The organism is Actinomyces sp. oral taxon 170 str. F0386, from assembly GCF_000195595.1.
GTDB lineage: Bacteria > Actinomycetota > Actinomycetes > Actinomycetales > Actinomycetaceae > Actinomyces.
Map to the genome: position 1 here is coordinate 259,694 of NZ_GL882573.1, position 21,077 is coordinate 280,770.

Consider the following 21,077-nt stretch of genomic DNA (forward strand, 5'->3'; position numbering starts at 1 on the left):
CCGCGGTGCCCGCCTACGAACCGCCCGCCGCCACTCCCGCGGCCCCCCTCCTCTCGGAGGTCCCCGACGTCACGGGCGCCTCATTCGCCGCGGATGCTGCGGCCGCTGCGGCGGCGCCGACGGTGCCGACCTCTGAACCACCCATCACCCCGACGCCCTCGCCCGCCTCACCGCTCGAGGCGCCGGCCCGCTCCTCCTTCGCCGCCGCCGCGCCCTCCGTCCCCACGCCGATCCCGGCTGAGCCCAGTGCCTCCAGCGGAGCCGGCGCACCGACCCGGCCCTGGGCACCCGACTGGTCCACCGGCTCCTCCGCCTCGTCGGCTTCCTCCTCCTGGGCGCCCGAGGTCCCTGAGGTCGCAGGAACCTCCGAGCCCTTGGAGTCCTCCGGTGGTTCCCACAGTGCAGCAGCCGATGCCTCCTCCGCGGCCGGCCTGCTCGACACCCCCTCGACCAGTGCACCCACTGCCGCCTCCGCCGGCCGGACCGCCGGCGCCGACGGGTTCGTGAGCCTGGCGGCCGATGCCCTCGGCGTGGCTCCCGCTGCCTCCGAGCCGGAGCCCGTCGCCTCCAGCCACACCGAGGAGGTCGCCGCCGACGCCTCCGCCGGCGTCCCGACCCAGCCGGACTCCGCCGGCGTCCCGACCCAGCCGGACTCCGCCGCGGACGAGCTCGCCGTCCAGCTGCCCCGCGAGGGGCGCCACGTGGCCTCCTCCGAGGAGGTCGAGCAGCAGGCAGCCCCCGTCGTCGACACCCCCGCGGACCTCCTGGGCGGGTCCAGGCCCCTCGGAGAGCCCGGCTCCTACGACGGCGCCTCCTACAACGAGACCGGCTACAGCGGGGCCTCCTACAGCGAGTCGGTCGGCACGCTGGGCGCAGATTCCGACGGCTCCTCGTCCGCCTCCTCCGCCTCGGCCGCTCTGAACGGCTTCGGTTCCGATTCCGGGGCCGCTGCCGCAGACGGCTTCGCCAGTGTCTCGGCCGCCTCGGCCTCCCAGCCCCTGTCGGAGCCTGAGCCCACCCCCTTCACCGCGCCCGGCGAGTACCCCGGAGCCATGGGCCAGGAGGCGCAGGGGAGTGCGGCACCGTCCTACTCCGAGGGCTTCTCCCAGCTCGGTGACGCCTCGTACGCCGCGCCGGAGACCTCGGCGCCGACGCAGCCCGGCTTCCCGGGTATCCCGGCCCCTGGGACCGCTCCGGCGGCAGCGGCCCCCGCTGCTCCGGAGGTGCCCGCCGCCCCGACCGACCCGCTCGCTGAGCGGCCCGCCCGCGCCGTCGGCGTCGTCTTCAGCCTGGGAGCCAACGTCGGCGGCGTCGTGGAGTCCCTGCGCACGGCTGTCCAGAGCCTCAAGACCGCCGAAGGCATCGAGGTCACGCAGGTGGCGCCGCTGGCCCGCACCGTCGCCGTCGTCGCTGAGGGCGCCGAGCCGCAGCCCGACTACCTCAACACGGTGGTCATGGCCATGACCACCCTCTCGCCGCGTGAGCTGCTCGAGGTCTGCCACTCCCTGGAGGCCGCCGCCGGACGCGTGCGCACCGAGCCGTGGGGCGTACGCACCCTCGACGTCGACCTCATCGAGGTCGAGGGCGTCACCTCCGCCGACCCGGCGCTGTCGCTGCCGCACCCGCGTGCCGTCGAGCGCGCCTTCGTGCTCGTGCCGTGGAGCCAGGCCGATCCCTTCGCCGAGCTGGCCGGGCGCTCCGTGTCCGAGCTCGCCGAGAACGCCCCCGACCGCGGCGGCCTGCGGTGGCTGGCCTTCGACTGGCTCGAGTCCGACTCCCTGCCGGACAAGCCCACCGGCCCCTACGTGGAGCCCCCGATGGAACAGGCCGCCGGCGACGCGGAGCCGGGGCTCGTCCACGACGCCACCCGCGACGAGTCCTCCGTGGCCGACGCCGGCCTGGCCGTCGACTACGCCGGCGTCTCCGGCAGCTCGCCCGCCACCGCCGGGCCCGTCTCCTCGGCGCAGCCCTTCGGTGCCCAGCAGCAGGTCGAGCAGGCGCCTGCCGAGCAGGCTCCCTTCGAGTCCTCCCACGCCTCGAGCGCCTGGTCCGGCCACGCCCCGCAGATCGACTCGCCCTACCAGGCGGCCTCCGCCCCCGAGGCGCCCGGCTCAGGCGCGCAGGGCTCCTACGCCCCCGGCCGCGTTGCCACCCCCGGCGCCTTCCCCAGTGACCAGCAGGACGTCGGCAGCTACGCGAACTACGCCGCCGGTCAGCAGGAGCAGGCCGGCCCAGCGGCCCCGCAGCAGCAGGATGACACCGGTGAGGCCTGGAGGTCTCCGCTCCAGTGGAACGACGTCATCGGTGGTGGCCACCAGGGGACAGGGCCCCGCCAGGACGTCTGATGCGGCGCACCCGCTGGACCAGCGCTGTCACCTGGTTCATCGCCGCCGCGGTGGCCTCATGGGTGGCCGGCGACCTCCTCCTGCGTCACCTCGGATGGGTCCCGGTCCTCACCCCCTGGGGGGCGGTGACCGCGCTGGTCATCGCCGGCATCGTCCTGGTGTGCGGTCTGGCGGTGCGGCGGCTGCGGGCGCACGAGCGCACCTGGATCACACCCACCGGTGCCGCCACCACGGCCGCCGCGGCCCAGGCCTCCGCGATCGTGGGCGCCGTCCTGGGGGGCGTCTACGCCGGCGGGATCATCCTGGCGCTGGTGACACCGCGCTCACCGGCCATGACCCACCTGGCCTGGACCTCGGTCGGCTGCCTCATCGCCTGCCTCGTGTGGTGCGTCGTCGGCTTCGTCGTCGAGCAGTGGTGCTCCATCTCCGGTGACGGCGACGACGACGGCTCGTCCGGTTCCTCCGGGCGCGCCCCTGAAGGACCAGGAGCACCCGCATGACCAGTCCCGATCCCGTGCCCCGCTCAGCACCCGACCCGGCCATCTCAGTCGCTCACGCCGCGGCGCCCGCCCCGCCCCCCGGCAGAGGCGCCGAGCCGGCCCCGCGCCCACCGGCCGGAGGCGACCCCTTCGCCCCCGACGGTGTCGTCTTCCACTCGGTCTCGCCGCGCCTCATCACCGCCCGCCTCCTGGGGGCCGGCATCGTCAGTGCCGTCCTCGTCACCGGCTTCGTCATCCCGGGCGTGATCGTCTCCGCCGGGTACTTTGTGCCGGCAGCGGTCTTCGCCGCCCTGTTCCTCTGGCAGGCCTGGCTCATCCCGCGCCAGGTGCGGGCCATGGGGTACGCCCTGGCGGACAATCACCTCCTGTGGCGCCATGGAGTCATGTTCCGCTCCATCACCGTCACCCCTTACGGGCGCATGCAGTTCGTGGACACATCCCAGGGGCCGCTCGCCCGGTGGATGGGCATCGCCGAGGTCAGGCTCCACACGGCCTCGGCCAGTACCGACGCCACGATCAACGGGCTACCGGTGGCCGAGGCGGAGAACCTGCGCCAGGTCCTGTCCCAGCGCGGTGAGGAGAGGATGGCCGGACTGTGAGCCCCTCCAACTGGGAGAGCAGGCTGGAGGCCGCCCGCAAGGCCAGGAAGGAGACCGTGGGGGAAGGCGGGGCGCTCGCCACCTCCCGGGACCTGCCCCTGCCCGAGAACGTCACCTGGCACCGGGTCAACGTCGTCACGCCGCTGCTGGAGGGCTGGAAGATCGTCACCGGCATCCTCGCCTTCTTCACGGTTCAGAACCTCGACGACTTCGTGCGCGCCTACCGCTTCATCCGCGAGCACGGTTTCTCCCTGGGTGACCAGTTCGGTTACTACATCCTCGGACTCATCGCGCTGCTCCTCCTGTGGGCGGTGCTCGGTCTGCTCAGCTGGTGGTGGCGCGCCTACGCGGTGGACGCCGACGGCGTCTACCTGCGCTCGGGCATCCTCAGCCGCAAGCTTCGTACCGCCCGCCTGCCGCGTATCCAGTCCGTCGACGTCGTCCACCCCCTGCTCGGGCGCATCCTCGGCATGGGGCAGCTGACCGTCGAGGTCGCCGGTGGCCGGGACTCGCGCGTCATCATCGGGTTCCTGAGAACCCGAGAGCTCCGGGTCCTGCGCGACCGCATCCTCGACCTGGCCGCTGGACAGGCCGAGGTGCCCGCTTCCGACACAGCCGGGGACGCGGTGGGGCGGAGCCGACCAGCAGGCGGCGCCGCGGGCTTGGGTGAGGCGTCCGCTGCCGCCGGCGAGTCCGCACACCCCACCCCGGCCGGAACCACGGCTGGTTCCCTCCGGCGCTCCTCGAGCCTTCGGGCCTCCAATTTCCAGGAGCACCCGCTCTACGACGTCGATGCGGGCGTCCTCATCGGCTCCCTGCTGCGCAGCCCCATGATCTACACGCTTGTGCTGACGGTCATCTGCGTGCCCGTTATGTTGGTTCTCCTCATTGTCGTGGACAACATGACCGGCGGTGAAGCGCTGGCGATAGTCTCATCCTATGGCACGATCGTCCTCGCCTTGGCGACCATAGTATGGACCCATTTCAACAGCGCCTGGAACTTCCAGGCCTCCGCCACCCCCAGTGGCATCCGCATGCGATACGGCCTCACCGCCGAGACCTCCCGAACACTGCCGCCCGGACGAGTCCACGGCGTCGGCCTCACTCAGCCGATCCTGTGGCGCGGCAAGGACTGGTGGAAGGTGGATGTCACCGTGGCCGGCCGCGAGGACCGTCCCCAGGACGGCCAGACTCGGGAGGCCGGCAACCTGCTGCTGCCCGTGGGGACTCGCGACACCGCCCTGCGCGCGCTGTGGCTCGTGGTCCCCGACCTGGGGGTACCCGACCCGGACACGTTGCTCGTCCAGGCCCTCACCGGACAGGACGATGATGGCGTCGGCGACCCGCAGGCGCCGGCCGGCTCGGCCGAGCGCGGATTCGTCCGCGTCAGCCGCCGCGGGCGCGTCTTCCACCCGCTGACATGGCGGCGCGCAGCCATTGTTCTGACCGATACCTGCGTCATCATCCGCCACGGGCGCTGGCGGCGGCAGGTGTCCGTCATCCCCTACGAACGCATTCAGTCCCTCAATGTCCAGCGGGGGCCGCTGGATCGCAGGCTGAGCCTGGCCTCCCTCCGGTTCGACATGGTCGCCCGCGAGGTCCCCACCTCGATCCCCAACCTCGAGGCCGCCGACGCCAAGGCGCTCGCGGCGCAGATCAGTCAGCGGGCGCTGCGCCGCTCCAGCGCCGAGCAGCTCGACCGCTGGTTCGCGCGCGCTGTCATCGCGACACAGGCCGCCGGGCCCTCAGCGCGCTAGCTGCCCAGGGTGTCGCGCAGGCGCCGGGCATGCTCGGCGGTCAGTCGGCCGGTGGCCTCGCAGCGCTCGGTGGTGGCGGCGGCCAGCTGCCGATAGGAGGCCACGACGTCGTCGAGGCACCGTCCCTCGCCGTCGTGCAGGGTGGAAAGTGCCTCCAGATGGGCGGCCACCGTTCCGGCGTCGCCCCGGGAGACCGGGCCGGTCAGTCCCGCCTCACCCTCGTGCAGGGCCCGGTCGAGGGCCGCCGTGAGCAGGGGACCGAGCGTGGCCGCACCGTCCTCGACTCCAGCGGCCGCCAGCACCCGGACGGCTTGCGTCACCACGGTCAGCAGGTGGTTGGAGCCGTGGGCGAGGGCCGCGTGGTAGGCCGGGCGCGCCGACTCCTCCAGGACGAAGGGCTCCCCTCCGAGCTCGACGACGAGCGCCTGCGCGATCGGCAGCACCGCCGCCGGAGCGGTCACGGCCATCGGGCAGCCGACGAGCCGGGCCACATCCGTGGAGAACCCGGAGAAGGTCATCGCCGGGTGGATTGCCAGCGGGATCGCCCCACAGCGCTGGGCGGGCGCCAGAACAGCGGCGCCGTAGCGGCCCGAGGTGTGGGTCACCAGCTGGCCCGGCTGCCAGCGGCCCAGGTCCGCCAGACCCCGGACGAGTGGCGAGAGCGCATCATCCGGCACGGCCAGCAGCACGAGCTCGGCGCGATCGACGATCTCCTCGACTTCCAGCACCGGCACACCCGGCAGCAGCATCTCCGCGCGCTCGCGCGAGTCCTCCGAGACCGCGTGGACGCCGACCACCTGGTGCTCCACCGCCCGCAGCGCGCAGCCAAGAACCGCTCCGACGCGCCCCGCGGAGATGATGCCCACGCCCAGCCGGCCGGGCCTGCCCGCACCGTTACCGCTGCCTTCACTCGGACTCATACCGGGACCCGTGCCGCCGACCTCGCTCATGCCCCCGATGCTCTCATGCCTGTCAGGCACTGTGGATTGGGAGTGCCCCAGCGGGGCGACTAGCGTGGGGCGCGTGAGCACCGAACCTGCACCGACGCCCGTTCCTGCGCCCCGCTCAACCGACGACGCAGCCGTCCTGACCCGCAGCCGCGCCGAGCTCGCCGCCGTCCTGGCCGATGCCCCGGGGCCCCGCGCGGTCGTCATGACCATGGGCGCCCTCCATGAGGGTCACTTCGACCTCGTGCGCGAGGCCGCCCGCCGCGTCGGGCCGGTCGGCACCGTCGTGGTGACCATCTTCGTCAACCCTCTCCAGTTCGCCCCCACCGAGGACCTCGACTCCTACCCGCGCGACCTGGAGGGCGACCTGGCCGGCCTCACCAGGACCCTCACCGGTGCCGATGGCGCCCTGAGCGCGGGACGGCTCGTCGTCTTCGCCCCCACCCCAGAGGTCATCTACCCGGCCGGGCAGCCGGCGGTGCGCATTGACCCCGGCCCCGTCGCCACCGTCCTGGAGGGCCGCACCCGCCCCACCCACTTCGCCGGCGTGTGCCAGGTGGTGCTCACCCTCATGCACCTGACCTCGCCGCGCTGGGCGCTGTTCGGCCGTAAGGACGCCCAGCAGCTGGCGATCATCGAGGCCATGGTGCGTGACCTCGCCGTCCCGCTGGAGATCGTGCCGGTCGGCATCCGCCGCGAGAGCGACGGCCTGGCCATGAGCTCGCGCAACGCCTACCTCAGCCCTGAGCAGCGCGGCCAGGCCCTGGCCCTCTCCCGTGCTCTCCAGGCCGGTCGGGACGCCGCCGCGCAGGCAGCCGGAACCAGCCCCGACCCGGCCGCGATCCGCCTGGCCGCTCTGGCCTGTCTGGAGGCGGCCGACGGCGTCGAGATCGACTACGTGGCCCTCGTCGACCCGGACGGCTTCGAGGACCTGACCGACGCCGGACTCGGTCTGCCGCGCCGCGCGGCGGCGCGCGAGGGCGTGGGGGAGGGACTGCCCGCCGTGGGCCTGCTGGCCGTGGCCGCGCGTGTGGGCACCACCCGCCTCATCGACAACACCCTCATCGACCTGCGCCCGTAGGCGCCGCGCGGGCGCCTTGCCCGCGAGCATGTTGGGTCGCTCACCGTGTGCCGCACCGTACAGTGCGCCGAGCCCGCCGCCGTCTACGCTGATCCGCGATGAGCGCCCGCACCCGGACGATGATGACGTCCAAGATCCACCGCGCCACCGTGACCCAGGCCGACCTCGACTACGTCGGCTCGATCACGGTGGACGTCGACCTGCTCGAGGCCGCCGACCTGCTGCCCGGCGAGCGTGTGGACATCTGCAACTGCACCAACGGCAATCGCCTGTCCACGTACGTCATCCCCGGCGAGCGCGGCGCCGGAGAGATCTGCGTCAACGGTGCCGCCGCCCACCTGGTCAGCCCCGGCGACGTCGTCATCCTCATCGCCTACTCCCAGATTCCCGACGACGAGGCCCGCGTCTACGTCCCCCACGTCGTCTTCGTCGACGCCGCCAACCGGATCGTGGAGCGGGGCACCGACCCCGGCCAGGTGCCGGTCGACTCCGACGTCGCCCGCCTCCAGGGCCTGCGCCCCTCCGGCATCCCCCTGGCCGACGCCCGCGCCTGACCCCGCACCGGTCACCGGCCGGTGTGACCAGGATCGGATGTGGTGCGGGAGTCGTCGGGCTCTGGGGAGCGCCCGGGGCGGGCGTGCGCCGTTAGACTCCTTCATGTGACAGATGAGAGCATCCCCAGCCCAGACCCGACCGCCACCGACGCCGCATCCTCGGACAGGTCGGCGGACCGGTCCAAGCAGCCCAAGGCCGATCCGGGCCCGGGCGAGCAGTTCGAGGTCCGCGCCGGCAAGCGTGAGCGCCTACGCGGTGAGGGCTGGGACCCCTACCCGGTCTCCGTGCCCGTCACCACCACCATCGCCGCCGTGCGCGAGGCCTACTCCCATCTCGAGGCCGGTGACGAGACCGACGACGTCGTCGGCGTGGCCGGGCGCGTCGTCTTCCTGCGCAACACCGGCCGCCTGTGCTTCGTCACCCTCCAGGACGGTGCCGGCGCCACCCTGCAGGCCATGCTCTCGGCCAAGGCCCTGCCCGCCGAGGGCCATACCGCGCTCGCGGCCTTCAAGGCCGACGTCGACCTGGGCGACCACCTCTTCGTCCACGGCCGTGTCATCTCCTCGCGCCGCGGGGAGCTGTCCGTCATGGCCGAGCCCGTCCTGCGCGAGGGAGCCGAGGCCGCCTCCGCCGGGGACGACGACGTCGAGGTTCCCGCCTGGCGGATCGCCTCCAAGGCCCTGCGTCCCCTGCCCAAGACCTGGACCAACGAGGCCGGTGAGGCGGTGACGCTCTCCGAGGAGCAGCGCGTGCGCCGTCGTGAGCTCGACCTGCTCACCCGCCCCGCCGCCCGCGACATGGTGCGCACCCGCGCCGCTGTCGTGCGCTCGATCCGCGAGAACTTCTTCCGCCGCGACTACCTGGAGCTGGAGACCCCCATGCTGCAGGTCGTCCACGGCGGGGCGGCCGCGCGCCCGTTCATCACCCACATGAACGCCTTCGACATGGATCTCTACCTGCGCATCGCCACGGAGATCTACCTCAAGCGCGCCGTGGTCGGCGGCGTCGACCGCGTCTTCGAGATCAACCGCAACTTCCGCAACGAGGGCGCCGACTCCTCCCACTCCCCGGAGTTCACGGCCCTGGAGGCCTACGAGGCCTACTCCGACTACGACGGCATGGCCGAGCTGACCCGCAACCTCGTCCAGCAGGCGGCGCGCGACGCCTTCGATCTGCCCGAGGGCGGCGAGGTGGTCACGCTCTCCGACGGCACCGAATACGACCTGTCCGGGCAGTGGGACACCATCGACCTCTACACCTCCGTATCCGAGGCCCTCGGCGAGGAGATCACGGTGGAGACTCCCCGCGAGCAGCTCGTCGCCCACGCCGAGAGGATCGGCCTGGAGGTCGACGACTACGCCGTGGCCGGCAAGGTCGTCGAGGACATCTTCGAGGAGCTCGTCGGCAACAAGCTGTGGGCGCCCACCTTCGTCTACGACTTCCCGGAGGACACCTCGCCGCTGACCCGCTACCACCGCAGCAAGCCGGGCCTGACCGAGAAGTGGGACCTGTACGTGCGCGGCTTCGAGACCGCCACCGCATACTCCGAGCTCGCCGACCCCGTGGTCCAGCGCGAGCGTTTTGAGGCCCAGGCCCTGGCGGCAGCCAAGGGCGACCCCGAGGCCATGGTGCTGGATGAGGACTTCCTCGTGGCCATGGAGCAGGGCTTCCCGCCGTCGGGCGGCATGGGCATGGGCATCGACCGCCTCCTCATGGTCCTCACCGGCCAGGGCATCCGCGAGACCATCACCTTCCCCCTGGTCAAGCGGGGCTGACCCGAGCGGCCAGTGCCCGCGGCGGGCTGGTCATTGCTGCCTGCGAGCGGATGATGACCAGTTGGCCGTTCGAAGCAAGATAGTTGTGAGCACCTCGTTTTGGGAAAAAACTTCCCAAAACGAGGTGCTTGCAGTAAAATTATTGCATGTTGCTCGACTTCACTGTGGCGAACTACCGCTGCTACGCAGAGGAGATGACCCTCGATCTCACTCGGAGCTCGCTCAAGACCCTGACGCCGCGCGCAGGCTCGACATGGCAGGAGCAGACATACTGCGTGGCGGCGATCTTCGGTGCCAATGCCTCGGGCAAGTCGACGCTCCTGGATGCGCTTGACTGCTTGCATCATGCCGTCGGTGGTCAGCGAGACATCCTGCACCAGCCCTTCAGTCTCGATCGCGACCACGCGGCACAGCCGTCCCGCTTCACCGTCGGCTTCACCCACGAGAACGAGCGCTACAGCTACAGTGTGGAGGCGTACCGCTGGGGCGTCTCACGTGAGGAGCTCTGGGCTGCGGGACACCGCTGGCGCAAGGTCTTCGTGCGTACCCAGACCCCCGAGGATGACGAGCCTACGATCGAGGCTGGCACCACCCTCAAGGGCGCCACGAACGAGGTCCGTCGGATCACGACGCCCAAGGACCTCTTCCTCGCCGTGGCTCTTAAGTACAAGCACGCCTCTCTTGCTCCGATCGCGCGGAGCCTGAGAACTATGCGTTTCATCCACCACAGTGATGACGAGCGCACCTCACGTCTGCGATGGGTGATGAGTCGTCTCGCAGAGGACCCCGAGCAGTGGACTGGTATCGCGAACGCCATCGCTCAGGCCGCCGACCTTGGTGTTGTCGGTCTTGAGCTTGAGGAGCAGGAGGTTCCTCAAGAGGTGCTTGACCTCCTGCGACGGTTTCCGTGGAGCGAGGACGAGGATGCTGAGGTCCCCGCCGAGGTGCTCAAGGAGCTTCAGCGTCACCTCGTCCTTCACCACCGTGGTGCCGGCGGCGAGGAGTATTCATTGGCGAGCAGCCAGCAGAGTCAGGGCACTCTCACCTGGCTGGCGACGGTCGGTCCCGCCATCGATGCCCTGCGACTGGGACAGGTCCTGTGCATCGACGAGCTTGACGCGAGTCTCCACCCGACGCTGACCGCCACGCTGGTGGACATGTTCAAGGACCCGGACCTCAACACCCGAGGCGCCCAGATCGTCTTCACGACCCATGACACGGCGCTCCTGGACAATTCCCCCGTCCAGCTCTTGGAGGCGGGCGAGGTGTGGATGAGTGAGAAGTCGTCCTCCGGTTCCAGCGAGCTCTTCTCACTCGCAGACTTCCCCACTAATCGCAAGGGCACGAACAAGCAGCGCCGCTACCTCGCCGGTGCCTTCGGCGCTATTCCTCGGGTGGACACCTCCAGCCTCCGCCGGTACCTCTCAACACCGGCGGAGGCGAGGTGAGGTGACGCCACCGAGAAGGAAACGGCGCAGCCAACGAGCCGAACTGCGCACCGTTCTCCTCGTGACTAATGGGCGGGTCACCGAGAGCGCCTACCTGCAGCAGCTGTGCCGACGTGTGGACCGCGACAGAGTCTTAGCCAAAGTGAAGGTCATCAACGGTGACCCGCTCACCGTCGTCAAGGAGCTCAGCGGACCTCGGTCAGATCTTAGCGACTACAGGGAGGTGTGGATCGTCGTCGACCACGATGGCCGGGAACGTCATGACTTCCTTAGGGAATGCCGGGAATTGAGCAGCAGGCAGACCATTGTCCACGGCATCGTCTCCGTGCCCTGCTTCGAGGTCTGGCTCAACGCCCACGACGCTCATGTGAAGAACTACCGGAACCAGGCGGACACGCAGGCGCACTATCTGGAACTAACAGGACTCAGCAAGAAGAATGCCAAGACGCTCCCTGATGACTTTCCTTGGAATGAGGCCGTGCAAGCTGTAGCCAGGTGCCACCTGCCGACGGACAGCCTCCCCGAGCTCGGTACCCAGGGTGCTTGCCCGTCGACAACAATGCCCCATCTGCTCCGCGGTCTCGGACTTCTCGGCGCTGACGAGTTCTAAAACCCGGTAGTCCCCAGGCGGCGCTGGGCGGACTCGAGCTCGGCGCGCAGGTAGGCGTTCTCCTGCTGGAGCTGGGCGATGTACTGGTCGCGCTGGGCGATCGCCTCGGCGTACTGCGGGTCGCCCGTCGCCCCGGCGGTTCCCGGAGCGATTCCCGCCCCGGTGGCGTAGCCGGCATCCCCATACGCTCCGGGTGCCGGTCCGTACGCGCTCGTACCCGCTCCATAGGCGCTACTGTTCAGTCGTGCCTCCATGGTTTCCATGGTCTCCACGATCGTGTCTAGGAAGGCGTCGACATCCGGCTGCTCGTACCCTTCCCGGAACCTGGATGTCGTGAACCGAATACTCTTGACGTCCTGGGAGGTCAGAAGTATCCCCGACTCCTGGTGAGAGCCGGAAGTCGCTCCCGGTCCCGCACCAAGGCGCTCCTCAAGTCCCCGCAACGTGGTGGTCACTTCGTCGAGGAACTCGTCGACCTCGTCCTGAACGTATCCCTCCCGGAGCCTCGTGCTATCGAACTTCACGTTGAGGACGTCATCGGATGTCAGTAGCGTCATGCTCGCCTGCTCCTTGTTATCGGTTTCTGTCCGTGGTCCTGGTCCTCGACCCGCAGCCCCAGGTGTTCTGCTAAGAGCCGCGCGAGCTCGGTGAGCTGCTCGCCGCTGATGGTGGCCCCGCCCAGGGAACCCACTCCGCTGACCACTCTCATCTCCAGCCCGCGCAGGTCGACGTCGCTCAGGCTCCCGCCGCGCAGCCGCAGCGTGTCCACCCGGCAGTCCTCGAAACGGACCCGCTGGGCCTCGATGCCGCTCAGGTCCAGTTCGTCGATCCTGGTGCCCCGGATGAGGATGTCGCGCATAGCGGTCCCGGCGAGGTTGGCGAAGCCGAGGCGACAGTCCTCAATGAGGACGGACTCGACGTCGGCGTCATAGAACTCCCAGGCGCCGATCCGCGAACCGGTGAGTTCCACCGTGCGCCACGTCGAGCGCGGGCTGTGAAGGTAGGTGGAGTTCAGACGTTCCAGGCGACAGTCGACCAGCCGTGCCGCGGTCAGGTCGGTGTCGTCGGCGAAGATCGCCGAGAACCGGCAGTTCAGCAGGCTGACCGCCGACAGGTCGGCGCCGCTGAGGTCCGCCTCGGCCAGTTCCAGGTCCTCGACCATCTCGCCGGCGGCCAGCTCGTCCGCCTCGCCGTCGCGCAGGCGGCTGAGATCCGGTGCTGTGAGGACCGGCGGCCTCAGGGAGGCAGCGGGGGAGGAGCCTGCGGCCGTGTCGGTCCGTCCTGCGGTCATGGTCCTGTTCTATCGCAGATCGGCTCCGGGCACTGGGGGTTGTTCTCCCCGGTGCCCGGCTGTGAAGGAGGGACTTGTGTCCAAATCTGTGACAAAGGAGTTCAGAGGCCATCACTCCGCCAAAAGGAACCGCGGAATCATGCGGTTTTCTTTTCCGCAACTGAGCCCGGTCAAGGCCTTTGTCACAGATTTGGACACTACGGGCCGTTGCTACTCGAATCGGACGGTGGTGCCGGCCAGCATGCGGCGGCCGTAGCGGGCACTGACCAGTGTCGCCACCGCCACCAGCACCAGGCAGGTACCCAGTACCAACCAGTAGCCGGGGCTCGGCCAGCCGATACGGCGACTCGATACCCCTCCGACCAGCGACCATGCGGTCAGCCAGCCCAGTCCGATGCTCATGATCAGGGCCGTGGCCGCGGGCAGCACCGTCTCGTAGGAGACCATGGCGCGCAGCGTCGCCGGCGGCATGCCGACCAGGCGCAGCAGGCTGAGGACCCTCCGGCGGCCCAGCAGCGCCGCTGCCGTCGAGACCCCGAGCGACACCGTGGAGATGCTCGCGGCGATGATGATGCCGATGTAGCCGAGCTTGGCGAACTGGTTCTCCATGGCACTGCCCTGGATGCTCCGGATCGAGCTGGGCGAAGTGGGCGAGGTGCTCAGACCCAGGTCGGAGGTGAGAAGCGTGGTTCGTGCCCGTTCCACGGCCCCGGGATCGGCCGGATCGGTGCCCACGAGGAGAATGGGAGGTCCCTGCTCGCGAGCGGCAGCCTGTTCCTCGGCGCTGATCGGTGACGGCGAGGCCGCCTCGTTCTTGTACAGCCACCGGGTACTGATGCTCACCGACCCGTCGGGCGACTCCACGTGCGGCGCCCCGAGGGCCTCGGCCTTGTCGGCCTCGAGGATGACCTGCCCCTCCTTCCTGGGGTCTCCACTCATCCGTCCTACCGCGACCGTCGTCACCCCGGGGACGGCGGAGAGCCGGTCGACGGCGCTGTCGAGGATCTCGTCGTCGCCAACTGTCGGCGTCGCCTCGAGCGTCGTGGGGTTGAGGTGTCCGCCTCCCTGCGTGATGTCGCGGGTGCCCCCGGCGACCGTGATGGCGACCGCGAAGACCGTCATGGCGTAGACGGCGATGACGACGCCGGCCACCGCCTTGAAGACCGCCCGGGGATGCCGGGTGATGCGGTTGAAGCCGATGACCTGCGCCGCCGATCGGGCCAGTGCCCGACCACCTCGCGCCACCCACCATGTCAGGACCGGGCCGGCCCACAGCATTCCCAGCATCGTGCACAGGAAGGACGCGGGCAGCAGGTAGGCGACGAGTGTGGACTCATGCTGGGCCATCGTCGGAGCGCTGACCAGCCCGGCCAACCCGAGGATGACGGGTGCCAGCGAGATGAGGCGGGGCCGGCGCTCGGTACGCTCCCGGGACCCGCCCAGAGGACCGATGTCAGCCCGCCGCGTGCGCCACCAGGCCACGGCCGCGGCCCCTACCGTGGTCGTGGCGACGGCGAGGATCCCATTGATCGGCGAGCGCAGCAGGTCGGAGTGGTAGAAGCGACTCGATCCCAGCGTGATCTGCGTGGCCACGGGGATCATGGCCAGGTAGAGTCCCACCCCCGCCAGGGCGCCGACGAAGGTGGTGGCCCCGATCTCCAAGGCGGCTGTGCGGGCCACCTGCTGGGGCGTGGCCCCGATGAGACGCAGCGTGGCGAAGCGCTCGGATCGCTGCGCCGCCCCCAGGTCGGTGACGATCCCGACGAGCAGCAGCGCGGGCACGAGCACCGCGATGGCGCCGATGAGCATGGCGATCCGATAGGCCTCGTTCTCGTAGGGGACGCCCTGGAAGGAGGTGACCACCTGGGGTGGTATGTAGGACTGAGAGGAGGCCACGGTCCCCAGCTCCGTCCCGACGACGGCCACGAGCGAGTCCGGGCCCTCGACGGCGTCGGGGGCCAGGACGCCCACCTGCTTGCCGTAGCGGTCGCCGAGCTGGTCGGCTGGAAGGGAGGCGATGCGCTTGGCCAGGGCCGGTGAGGCGAGGTACTCGCCCTGCTTCGGCACGACGTCGGAGCCCGGGATCCTCACCGAGGTGGTGCCCGACTCCGGCAGGGCCACCTGCAGGACCGTGATCGTCTCCGGGCCCACCGTGTCGAGGTTGCTGGCGACGGCCAGCTCGCTGTCCTTCAGAACGTGGTCGGGCTGGAGGTCCGTGTGGCTCGACTGCTGGGAAACGCCGGGAAGGAGGGCCGTGGACGCCCAGCTGGAGCGCAGGCTGCGTTCGGGGAAGGCCTGGGCGGCGGCCAGCAGCATGAGGAACAGCGCCACCCCCACCATGACGCCGGCGACGATCCCGGCCAGGCGGCGCCGGGCGGAGCGGTCGTTGGCGACGAGCAGCCTGGTCAGGGCGATGCGGCTCATGACCGGCCCCCGGTGGCGGCGTGCCTGGGCTCGCTCGGGCCGGAACCGGCCTGCGTGGTGCCGGAGCCGATGCGGCCGTCGCGTACGGTGACCTCCCGGTCGGCGTAGGCGGCGATGCGCGCGTCGTGGGTGATGATGACCAGGCTGGCGCCGCGGGAACGTACCGAGGCCAGCAGTACCTCCATGGTCCGCTCGGCGGCCAGGGAGTCCAGGGAGCCGGTGGGCTCGTCGGCGAAGAGGATGCGCGGACTGGTCACCAGCGCCCGTGCGACTGCGGCCCGCTGCGCCTGCCCGCCCGAGAGCTGGGTGGGGCGCTTGTCCAGGTGCTCGCTCAGGCCCAGCTCGACCAGGGTCTCGCGGGCCCGGGCCAGGGCCTTCCTGCGCGGGGCGCCGGCCAGGAGCAGGGGGATGGTGACGTTGTCCAGGGCGGAGAGGTCCGGCAGGAGCTGGCCGAACTGGAAGATGAAGCCGAACTCGTTCAGACGCAGGCGGCTGCGGGCGGCCTCGTCGAGCGCAGCGATGTTCACAGCGATGTCTTCAGCGACGTCCGTCGCGCCGCCTCCAGGAGACTTGCCTCCGTGGTAGCCAACGCTTCCGGCATCGGGTACGAGGACCCCGGCCATGACGTGCAGGAGCGTTGACTTGCCCGAGCCCGACGGGCCGGTGACGGCCAGGACCTCACCGGCCAGGAGGTCCAGGTCGACGCCGCGCAGCGCCAGGGTCTGCCCGAAGCTCATCTCCAGGCCGCGGGCGCGCATGAGGACCTCGTCCGGCAGGTGCGCCCCGCCCTGACCGGGCGCGGGGGTGACGTCGGTGGCCGCGACAGTGGTGGCGTTCATGAGCGCACCTCCGTCCGCAGCTCGCCCAGGCGGGCCGCGGTGGTCTCCATCCAGCGCAGGTCGGCCTCGATGTGGAACAGGGCGTGGTCGGCCAGCAGCACCGTGCGCAGGTCGCCGTCCTGCTTGAGACGGGTCAGCTCGCGCATGCGCGCCATGTGCTCGGCGCGCTGGAGGTCGAGGAGACGGTCGGCGTCGTCGTCGAGCATGAGGGCGATGATGGTCTTGGCGAAGATGTCGGCCTGGACGTCGCCGGCAGGAGTGACAGGGGTCAGCAGCCACTGCTCGACGGTCTCGCGGCCGGCATCGGTGACCTTGTAGCGCTTGCGCTCGGGGCCGGCGCCGGGCTCGGCCTCGACCTGGGTGATGAGCCCGTCGCGCACCAGGCGGGCGAGCGTGGCGTAGACCTGCCCGTAGGCCAGTGGTTTGGATGCGGCGAACCAGTGGTCCCAGGAGCGCTTGAGGTCGTAGCCGTGACCCGGTCCGGCACTGAGCAGGCCGAGGAGAGTGAGTCTGGATTCCATACCCATGACTATACGTCGAGTGTATACATGCACGATATACTCCGTGAGGAGGAGGTCTGCTCCTGCTGTCTGGGGCTGTGGGAGGAGTGCTCGTGGTGGGGTGCTGATGGATGGCGGGGGGGCGCTTCGGCTGTCAAACTGACAGGTCGGGCCATGTTTGACAGCCGTCGGCCGTGCCCTTAGGTTAGCCCTACCTTTGTTGTGAGCAGTGGGGGAGGTCTGATGCCGAACGGGGTCATCGGAGACGGGGCTCGCCTGCGCCGCCCGGCCATCCTCCTGGCCGCAGCCGTGCTGCTCGCCACGTGCGTGCTGGCCTCCCTGTTCGTCGGCTCCTCCAGGATCCCCGCCGACCAGGTCGCCCACTACCTGCTCCACCCCGACGCCTCCAACGTCTCCTACAACATCAACGTCCTACGCGTGCAGCGCACCATCATCGGCGTGCTCGTCGGAACCGCCCTGGCTGTGGCCGGCGCGATCATGCAGGCCGTCACCCGCAACCCCCTGGCCGAGCCCGGGCTGCTCGGCGTCAACGCCGGCGCCTCGCTCGGTATCGTCCTGGGGACTGCCGCGCTCGGCGTCCTCCCGGTCCCCGGCCAGCTGCTCCTGGCGGCCGGCGGCGCCCTGACTGCCACCGCGCTCGTCCAGGTCATCGGGATGATCGGCGGCTCGACATCCTCGCCGGTGCGCCTGGTGCTCATCGGCGTGGCCTTCTCGGCCTTCGCCGGGGCGCTCATTCGCGGCGTTGTGCTGACGATGCCGAACCTGTTCCGCACCTTCATCGACTGGGAGGTCGGCTCCCTGACCCGCGCCGACATCCCCCTGGCGGCCATGACGACTCTCGTGGTCCTGGGGGCTGGTGCAGCCCTCCTCCTGGCCGGTTCCCTGGACAACATCGCCCTGGGCGATGACGTCGCCTCCTCCCTGGGCACCAGGGTCGGCCTCGTGCGGGGGCTGAGTCTGCTGGTCATCACGCTCCTGTGCGCCACAGCCACCACGGTGGCCGGCCCCATCGGGTTCGTCGGGCTCATGGCACCCCTGACGGCCTCCTGGCTCATGGGACCCCACCGGGGCTGGATCGTGGCCCTGTGCGCACTGGGCGGTCCCGTCGTCGTCCTGGCCGCCGACGTCCTGGGCCGCGTCCTGGCCCGCCCTGGCGAGATGCAGGTCGGCCTGCTGACGGCCTTCGTCGGCTCGCCCGTCCTCCTGCTCATGGTCCTACGGCTGAAGGACCGGGCCTCATGAGAGGAATCAGACTGAGCCGTACCGCTGCCCCGGTGCGCCCCGTGGTCACCGGCCCGCGCCGCAGCCTTCACGTGGGGACCGACGCCGGACGCCTGTGGATCGTCGTCGGCCGCTGGTCAGTGCTCATCACCCCCCGCCACGTCCTCGTCGGCCTCGTCCTGATAGCGCTCAGCCTCGCGGTGGCTGTCGCCGCCCTGCGCCTGGGAAAGTTCGCCGTCTCCACCCAGGAGGTCCTCGACGCGCTCCAGGGACAGGGGCGCAGGATCGTCCAGGTCGTCATCGTCAAATGGAAGCTACCCCGGATCCTGCTGGGACTCGTGGCGGGCCTGGCCCTGGGTGTGGCCGGCGCCGTCTTCCAGACCATCACCCGCAACCCCCTGGGCTCGCCCGACCTCATCGGCTTCAGCACGGGCGCGCAGACCGGGATCCTGGTCAGCGTCCTGCTCCTGCCCGGATCCATGCTGTCCACCTCCCTGGCCTCCTTCATCGGCGGGGCCGCCGTAGGGGTGGTGACCTACCTGGTCTCCCTGCGCGGCGGATTCACCGGGCTGCGCTTCATTCTCGTGGGGATCGCCATCAGCTCCATGCTCGTCTCCGTCAACCGCTGGCTGCTAGTGCGGGTTGATGACGACGAGGGTCTGGGCGCCCTCAAGGCCGTCACCGGCACCCTCGGGGCGGCCCGGTGGCCAGTGGTCACCCCGACCTGCCTGGCCATCGGCGTCACCGTGGCCCTCACCCTGCTGACCGCCCGGCACCTGCGGGTCCTGTCCCTGGGGGAGCAGATGGCCACCATCCTGGGCAGCCCCACCCGTCGTGTCAGCGCCGTCCTCATCCTGCTGGGAACCGTGCTGGTGGCCGTAGTGACGATGGCGGCCGGTCCCATCGGATTCGTCGCCCTCGTGGCGCCCCACCTGGCCCGACTCCTCACCGGTGCCCCGCAGCCCCCGCTGCTCGTCTCCGGTTTGACGGGCAGCCTCCTGCTGACGGGCGCCGACCTGCTCAGCCAGCTGGTGCTCGAGTCGATGCCCGTGAGCGTGGTGACCAACGCCGTCGGCGGCCTCTACCTCATGGTGACGCTGACAGTGGTGGCGCGCGGAAGGAGATCCCTGTGACCGACCTGCCCTCCACCGAGCTGAACGCCGGCGCCGGGCCGGACGCCTCCGAGGCCCGCCTGGCCGCCCGGGGTGCGACCATCGCCTACGAGCGCCACGTGGTCTCCCGAGACCTCGACGTCGACATCCCCGCCGGCGTCTTCACCGCCATCGTGGGCCCCAACGCCTGCGGGAAGTCCACGCTGCTGCGCGCCATGGCCCGCCTGCACCGGCCCGCCCGGGGCGCGGTCCTCCTCGACGGCGCCGACATCGCCCGCCTGGGCACCAAGGACGTGGCCCGCCGGGTCGGTCTGCTGCCCCAGAGCGCCGTCGTTCCCGGCGGCATGCTGGTGCGCGACCTCGTGGCCCGCGGCCGCTTCCCCCACCAGGGCATGTTCCGCCAGTGGTCTCGGGAGGACAGGACGGCCGTCGAGGAGGCCATGGAGATGGTGGGCGTCACCGAGTTGGCCGCCCGCCCCGTCGACGAGCTCAGCGGCGGCCAGTGCCAGCGCGTGTGGATCGCCCTGGCACTGGCCCAGGGCACCGAGACGATCCTCCTGGACGAGCCCACCACCTTCCTCGATCTGGCCCATCAGGTCGACATCCTCCGGCTGTGCCGCCGTCTCAACGCCGACGGGCGCACGGTGGTGGCCGTCCTGCACGACCTCAACCAGGCCGCGCGCTGCGCCGAGCACATGATCGTCATGCACGACGGTCGGGTCCGCGTCACCGGCTCCCCGCGCAGGATCATCACCGAGGACCTCATCGAGGAGGTCTTCGGACTGGCAGCCGTCATCGCTCCCGACCCGGTGGCCGGCACCCCCATGGTGGTGCCCCGCCACCTGGGCGAGGTCACGCCGGTCGGCCCTGCCCCACAGCCCTCTGCCGAGCCAGTCTCGGCAGGCACCAGCCCGACTGCTCGCTCCCAGCAGGACGGACAAGAAAGGAACACAGACAGATGAACGCATCCACGCGGCGCCCCCGCCGCCTGAGGCAGGGCCTCGTCGCCGTTGTCGCCATGGTGCTGAGCACCGGCCTGGCGGCCTGCGGCTCCTCCAACAGCTCGACCTCCGCCTCGACCGCCGCAGGTTCCGCGGGGGCCTCCGGGGCCGCATCGGCCGGAGCCTCCGCCGAGGCCACCTGGCCGGTCACCATCAAGGGGGACGACGGCGTCGACGTCGAGATCAAGGCCGAGCCCAAGAGCATCGTGTCCACCTCGGTGACGCTGACCGGATCTCTCCTGGCCATCGACGCCCCGGTGGCCGCCTCGACGCCGGCCAAGAAGAAGGACGAGAAGACCGACGACAACGGCTTCTTCACCCAGTGGTCCAAGCAGGCCACCGACAAGGGCGTCAAGGCCATCGACGGCACCGAGGACAACCTCGCCCAGACGGTTGCCGGTGACAACCCCGACCTCATCATCGTGGCCAAGACCGGGCAGGACTCGGCCGTCAAGGTCGTTGACAGCCTGCGCCAGCTCGAGGTCCCCGTCCTCGTCATCGACTACGGCTCGCACTCCTGGCAGGACGTGACCAAGACCCTGGGGCAGGCCACCGGACGCCAGGCCAAGGCCGACTCCGTCGTCAAGGACTACACCACCAAGGCGGAGAAGACCAAGAGCGCCATCTCGGTCCCGCAGGGTTCGACCTCGGTCTTCACCGTCCCAGGGGATGGCACCAAGGGCGCCAACGCCTTCACCGAGGAGGCCCCGCAGGTCCAGCTCCTCAAGGACCTGGGCTTCACCATCGCCACCGTCCCCGACGACGTCAAGGGCGACCAGTCCATGGGCGAGCGCAAGGACATCGTCCAGCTCTCGCCGGAGAACGTCCAGGCGGGGCTGACCGGTGAGAACTGGGTGGTCATCGCCGCCGATGAGACCGCCAAGACCGCCGTCACCAGCAACGAGACCTTCAGCTCGGCCGCCCCGGTGACCGGAGGCAAGGTGCAGTACATGCCGCCCTCGTCCTTCCGGCTGGACTACTACTCCGCCCTCGAGATGCTCGACGCCGTCCAGAAGGCCTACCCCAAGGCCTCCTGAAGCACTGATGACCT

General features: G+C 70.4%; 19 protein-coding genes. 13 read left to right on the forward strand and 6 right to left on the reverse strand.

The genetic code is table 11. The features are described from left to right. From folK to HMPREF9056_RS12660, 4 genes are all read left to right on the forward strand, one after another. The coding region (gene folK, locus HMPREF9056_RS14935) for a 2-amino-4-hydroxy-6-hydroxymethyldihydropteridine diphosphokinase (RefSeq protein ID WP_172635272.1) at nt 1–2,345 on the forward strand (2,345 nt) is incomplete at its 5' end. Continuing rightward, nucleotides 2,345–2,845 carry a DUF3180 family protein gene (locus tag HMPREF9056_RS12650; protein WP_009747153.1) on the forward strand — a complete coding sequence of 167 codons (501 nt, stop codon included), beginning with the start codon at nt 2,345–2,347 and terminating at the stop codon, nt 2,843–2,845. The genes folK and HMPREF9056_RS12650, both read left to right, overlap by 1 nt. Beyond that, nucleotides 2,842–3,444 carry a PH domain-containing protein gene (locus HMPREF9056_RS12655; protein ID WP_009747154.1) on the forward strand — a complete coding sequence of 201 codons (603 nt, stop codon included), beginning with the start codon at nt 2,842–2,844 and terminating at the stop codon, nt 3,442–3,444. Before HMPREF9056_RS12650 ends, HMPREF9056_RS12655 begins: the two co-directional genes overlap by 4 nt. Continuing rightward, nucleotides 3,441–5,201, forward strand: a complete 1,761-nt coding sequence (locus tag HMPREF9056_RS12660) for a PH domain-containing protein (protein WP_009747155.1) — start codon at nt 3,441–3,443, stop codon at nt 5,199–5,201. The genes HMPREF9056_RS12655 and HMPREF9056_RS12660 overlap by 4 nt, the downstream gene beginning before the upstream one ends. Here HMPREF9056_RS12660 and HMPREF9056_RS12665 read toward each other — a convergent pair. Then, nucleotides 5,198–6,151 carry a Rossmann-like and DUF2520 domain-containing protein gene (locus HMPREF9056_RS12665; protein ID WP_009747156.1) on the reverse strand — a complete coding sequence of 318 codons (954 nt, stop codon included), beginning with the start codon at nt 6,149–6,151 and terminating at the stop codon, nt 5,198–5,200. The genes HMPREF9056_RS12660 and HMPREF9056_RS12665 overlap by 4 nt on opposite strands. Before the next feature lie 64 nt (nt 6,152–6,215). Between HMPREF9056_RS12665 and panC the strand changes: the two genes are divergently transcribed. From panC to HMPREF9056_RS12690, 5 genes are all read left to right on the forward strand, one after another. Then, complete coding sequence (panC, locus tag HMPREF9056_RS12670) at nt 6,216–7,229, forward strand: pantoate--beta-alanine ligase (RefSeq protein ID WP_034514557.1); 1,014 nt, start codon at nt 6,216–6,218, stop codon at nt 7,227–7,229. Between the two features lie 98 nt (nt 7,230–7,327). Then, on the forward strand, nt 7,328–7,783 hold the full coding sequence (gene panD / locus HMPREF9056_RS12675) for an aspartate 1-decarboxylase (protein ID WP_009747158.1): 456 nt from the start codon (nt 7,328–7,330) through the stop codon (nt 7,781–7,783). Nucleotides 7,784–7,888: 105 nt separating this feature from the next. After that, entirely contained in the window at nt 7,889–9,559 is a 1,671-nt protein-coding gene (locus tag HMPREF9056_RS12680; RefSeq protein WP_009747159.1) for a lysine--tRNA ligase, read from the forward strand. Between the two features lie 146 nt (nt 9,560–9,705). After that, on the forward strand, nt 9,706–11,007 hold the full coding sequence (locus HMPREF9056_RS12685) for an ATP/GTP-binding protein (protein ID WP_009747161.1): 1,302 nt from the start codon (nt 9,706–9,708) through the stop codon (nt 11,005–11,007). Nucleotides 11,008–11,068: 61 nt separating this feature from the next. Then, nucleotides 11,069–11,617, forward strand: coding sequence for an RloB family protein (locus HMPREF9056_RS12690; RefSeq protein ID WP_009747162.1), 549 nt, complete (start codon nt 11,069–11,071; stop codon nt 11,615–11,617). Here the strand turns inward: HMPREF9056_RS12690 and HMPREF9056_RS12695 are convergent. The 5 genes from HMPREF9056_RS12695 to HMPREF9056_RS12715 all read right to left on the reverse strand — a co-directional run bounded on the left by HMPREF9056_RS12695 (nt 11,614) and on the right by HMPREF9056_RS12715 (nt 16,692). Further along, complete coding sequence (locus HMPREF9056_RS12695) at nt 11,614–12,174, reverse strand: DivIVA domain-containing protein (RefSeq protein ID WP_009234800.1); 561 nt, start codon at nt 12,172–12,174, stop codon at nt 11,614–11,616. The two genes, HMPREF9056_RS12690 and HMPREF9056_RS12695, sit on opposite strands and share 4 nt — an antisense overlap. After that, complete coding sequence (locus HMPREF9056_RS12700; RefSeq protein WP_009234799.1) at nt 12,171–12,908, reverse strand: pentapeptide repeat-containing protein; 738 nt, start codon at nt 12,906–12,908, stop codon at nt 12,171–12,173. The genes HMPREF9056_RS12695 and HMPREF9056_RS12700 overlap by 4 nt, the downstream gene beginning before the upstream one ends. A 210-nt stretch (nt 12,909–13,118) precedes the next feature. Next, nucleotides 13,119–15,332, reverse strand: coding sequence for an FtsX-like permease family protein (locus tag HMPREF9056_RS12705; RefSeq protein WP_009747163.1), 2,214 nt, complete (start codon nt 15,330–15,332; stop codon nt 13,119–13,121). Further along, entirely contained in the window at nt 15,329–16,171 is an 843-nt protein-coding gene (locus HMPREF9056_RS12710) for an ABC transporter ATP-binding protein (RefSeq protein ID WP_009234797.1), read from the reverse strand. Before HMPREF9056_RS12710 ends, HMPREF9056_RS12705 begins: the two co-directional genes overlap by 4 nt. Continuing rightward, nucleotides 16,168–16,692, reverse strand: coding sequence for a PadR family transcriptional regulator (locus tag HMPREF9056_RS12715; RefSeq protein ID WP_034514593.1), 525 nt, complete (start codon nt 16,690–16,692; stop codon nt 16,168–16,170). The genes HMPREF9056_RS12710 and HMPREF9056_RS12715 overlap by 4 nt, the downstream gene beginning before the upstream one ends. Nucleotides 16,693–16,914: 222 nt before the next feature. On the opposite strand from HMPREF9056_RS12715, the gene HMPREF9056_RS12720 reads away from it, so the two are divergent. From HMPREF9056_RS12720 to fepB, 4 genes are read left to right on the forward strand one after another with little or no spacing between them, the layout of a single operon-like run. Next, complete coding sequence (locus HMPREF9056_RS12720) at nt 16,915–17,934, forward strand: iron ABC transporter permease (protein ID WP_009747165.1); 1,020 nt, start codon at nt 16,915–16,917, stop codon at nt 17,932–17,934. After that, nucleotides 17,931–19,046 carry an iron chelate uptake ABC transporter family permease subunit gene (locus tag HMPREF9056_RS12725; protein ID WP_034514558.1) on the forward strand — a complete coding sequence of 372 codons (1,116 nt, stop codon included), beginning with the start codon at nt 17,931–17,933 and terminating at the stop codon, nt 19,044–19,046. Before HMPREF9056_RS12720 ends, HMPREF9056_RS12725 begins: the two co-directional genes overlap by 4 nt. Then, complete coding sequence (locus HMPREF9056_RS12730) at nt 19,043–19,987, forward strand: ABC transporter ATP-binding protein (protein WP_009747167.1); 945 nt, start codon at nt 19,043–19,045, stop codon at nt 19,985–19,987. The genes HMPREF9056_RS12725 and HMPREF9056_RS12730 overlap by 4 nt, the downstream gene beginning before the upstream one ends. Then, nucleotides 19,984–21,063, forward strand: coding sequence for a Fe2+-enterobactin ABC transporter substrate-binding protein (fepB, locus tag HMPREF9056_RS12735; RefSeq protein WP_009747168.1), 1,080 nt, complete (start codon nt 19,984–19,986; stop codon nt 21,061–21,063). Before HMPREF9056_RS12730 ends, fepB begins: the two co-directional genes overlap by 4 nt. The last annotated feature ends 14 nt before the right edge of the window (nt 21,064–21,077 follow it).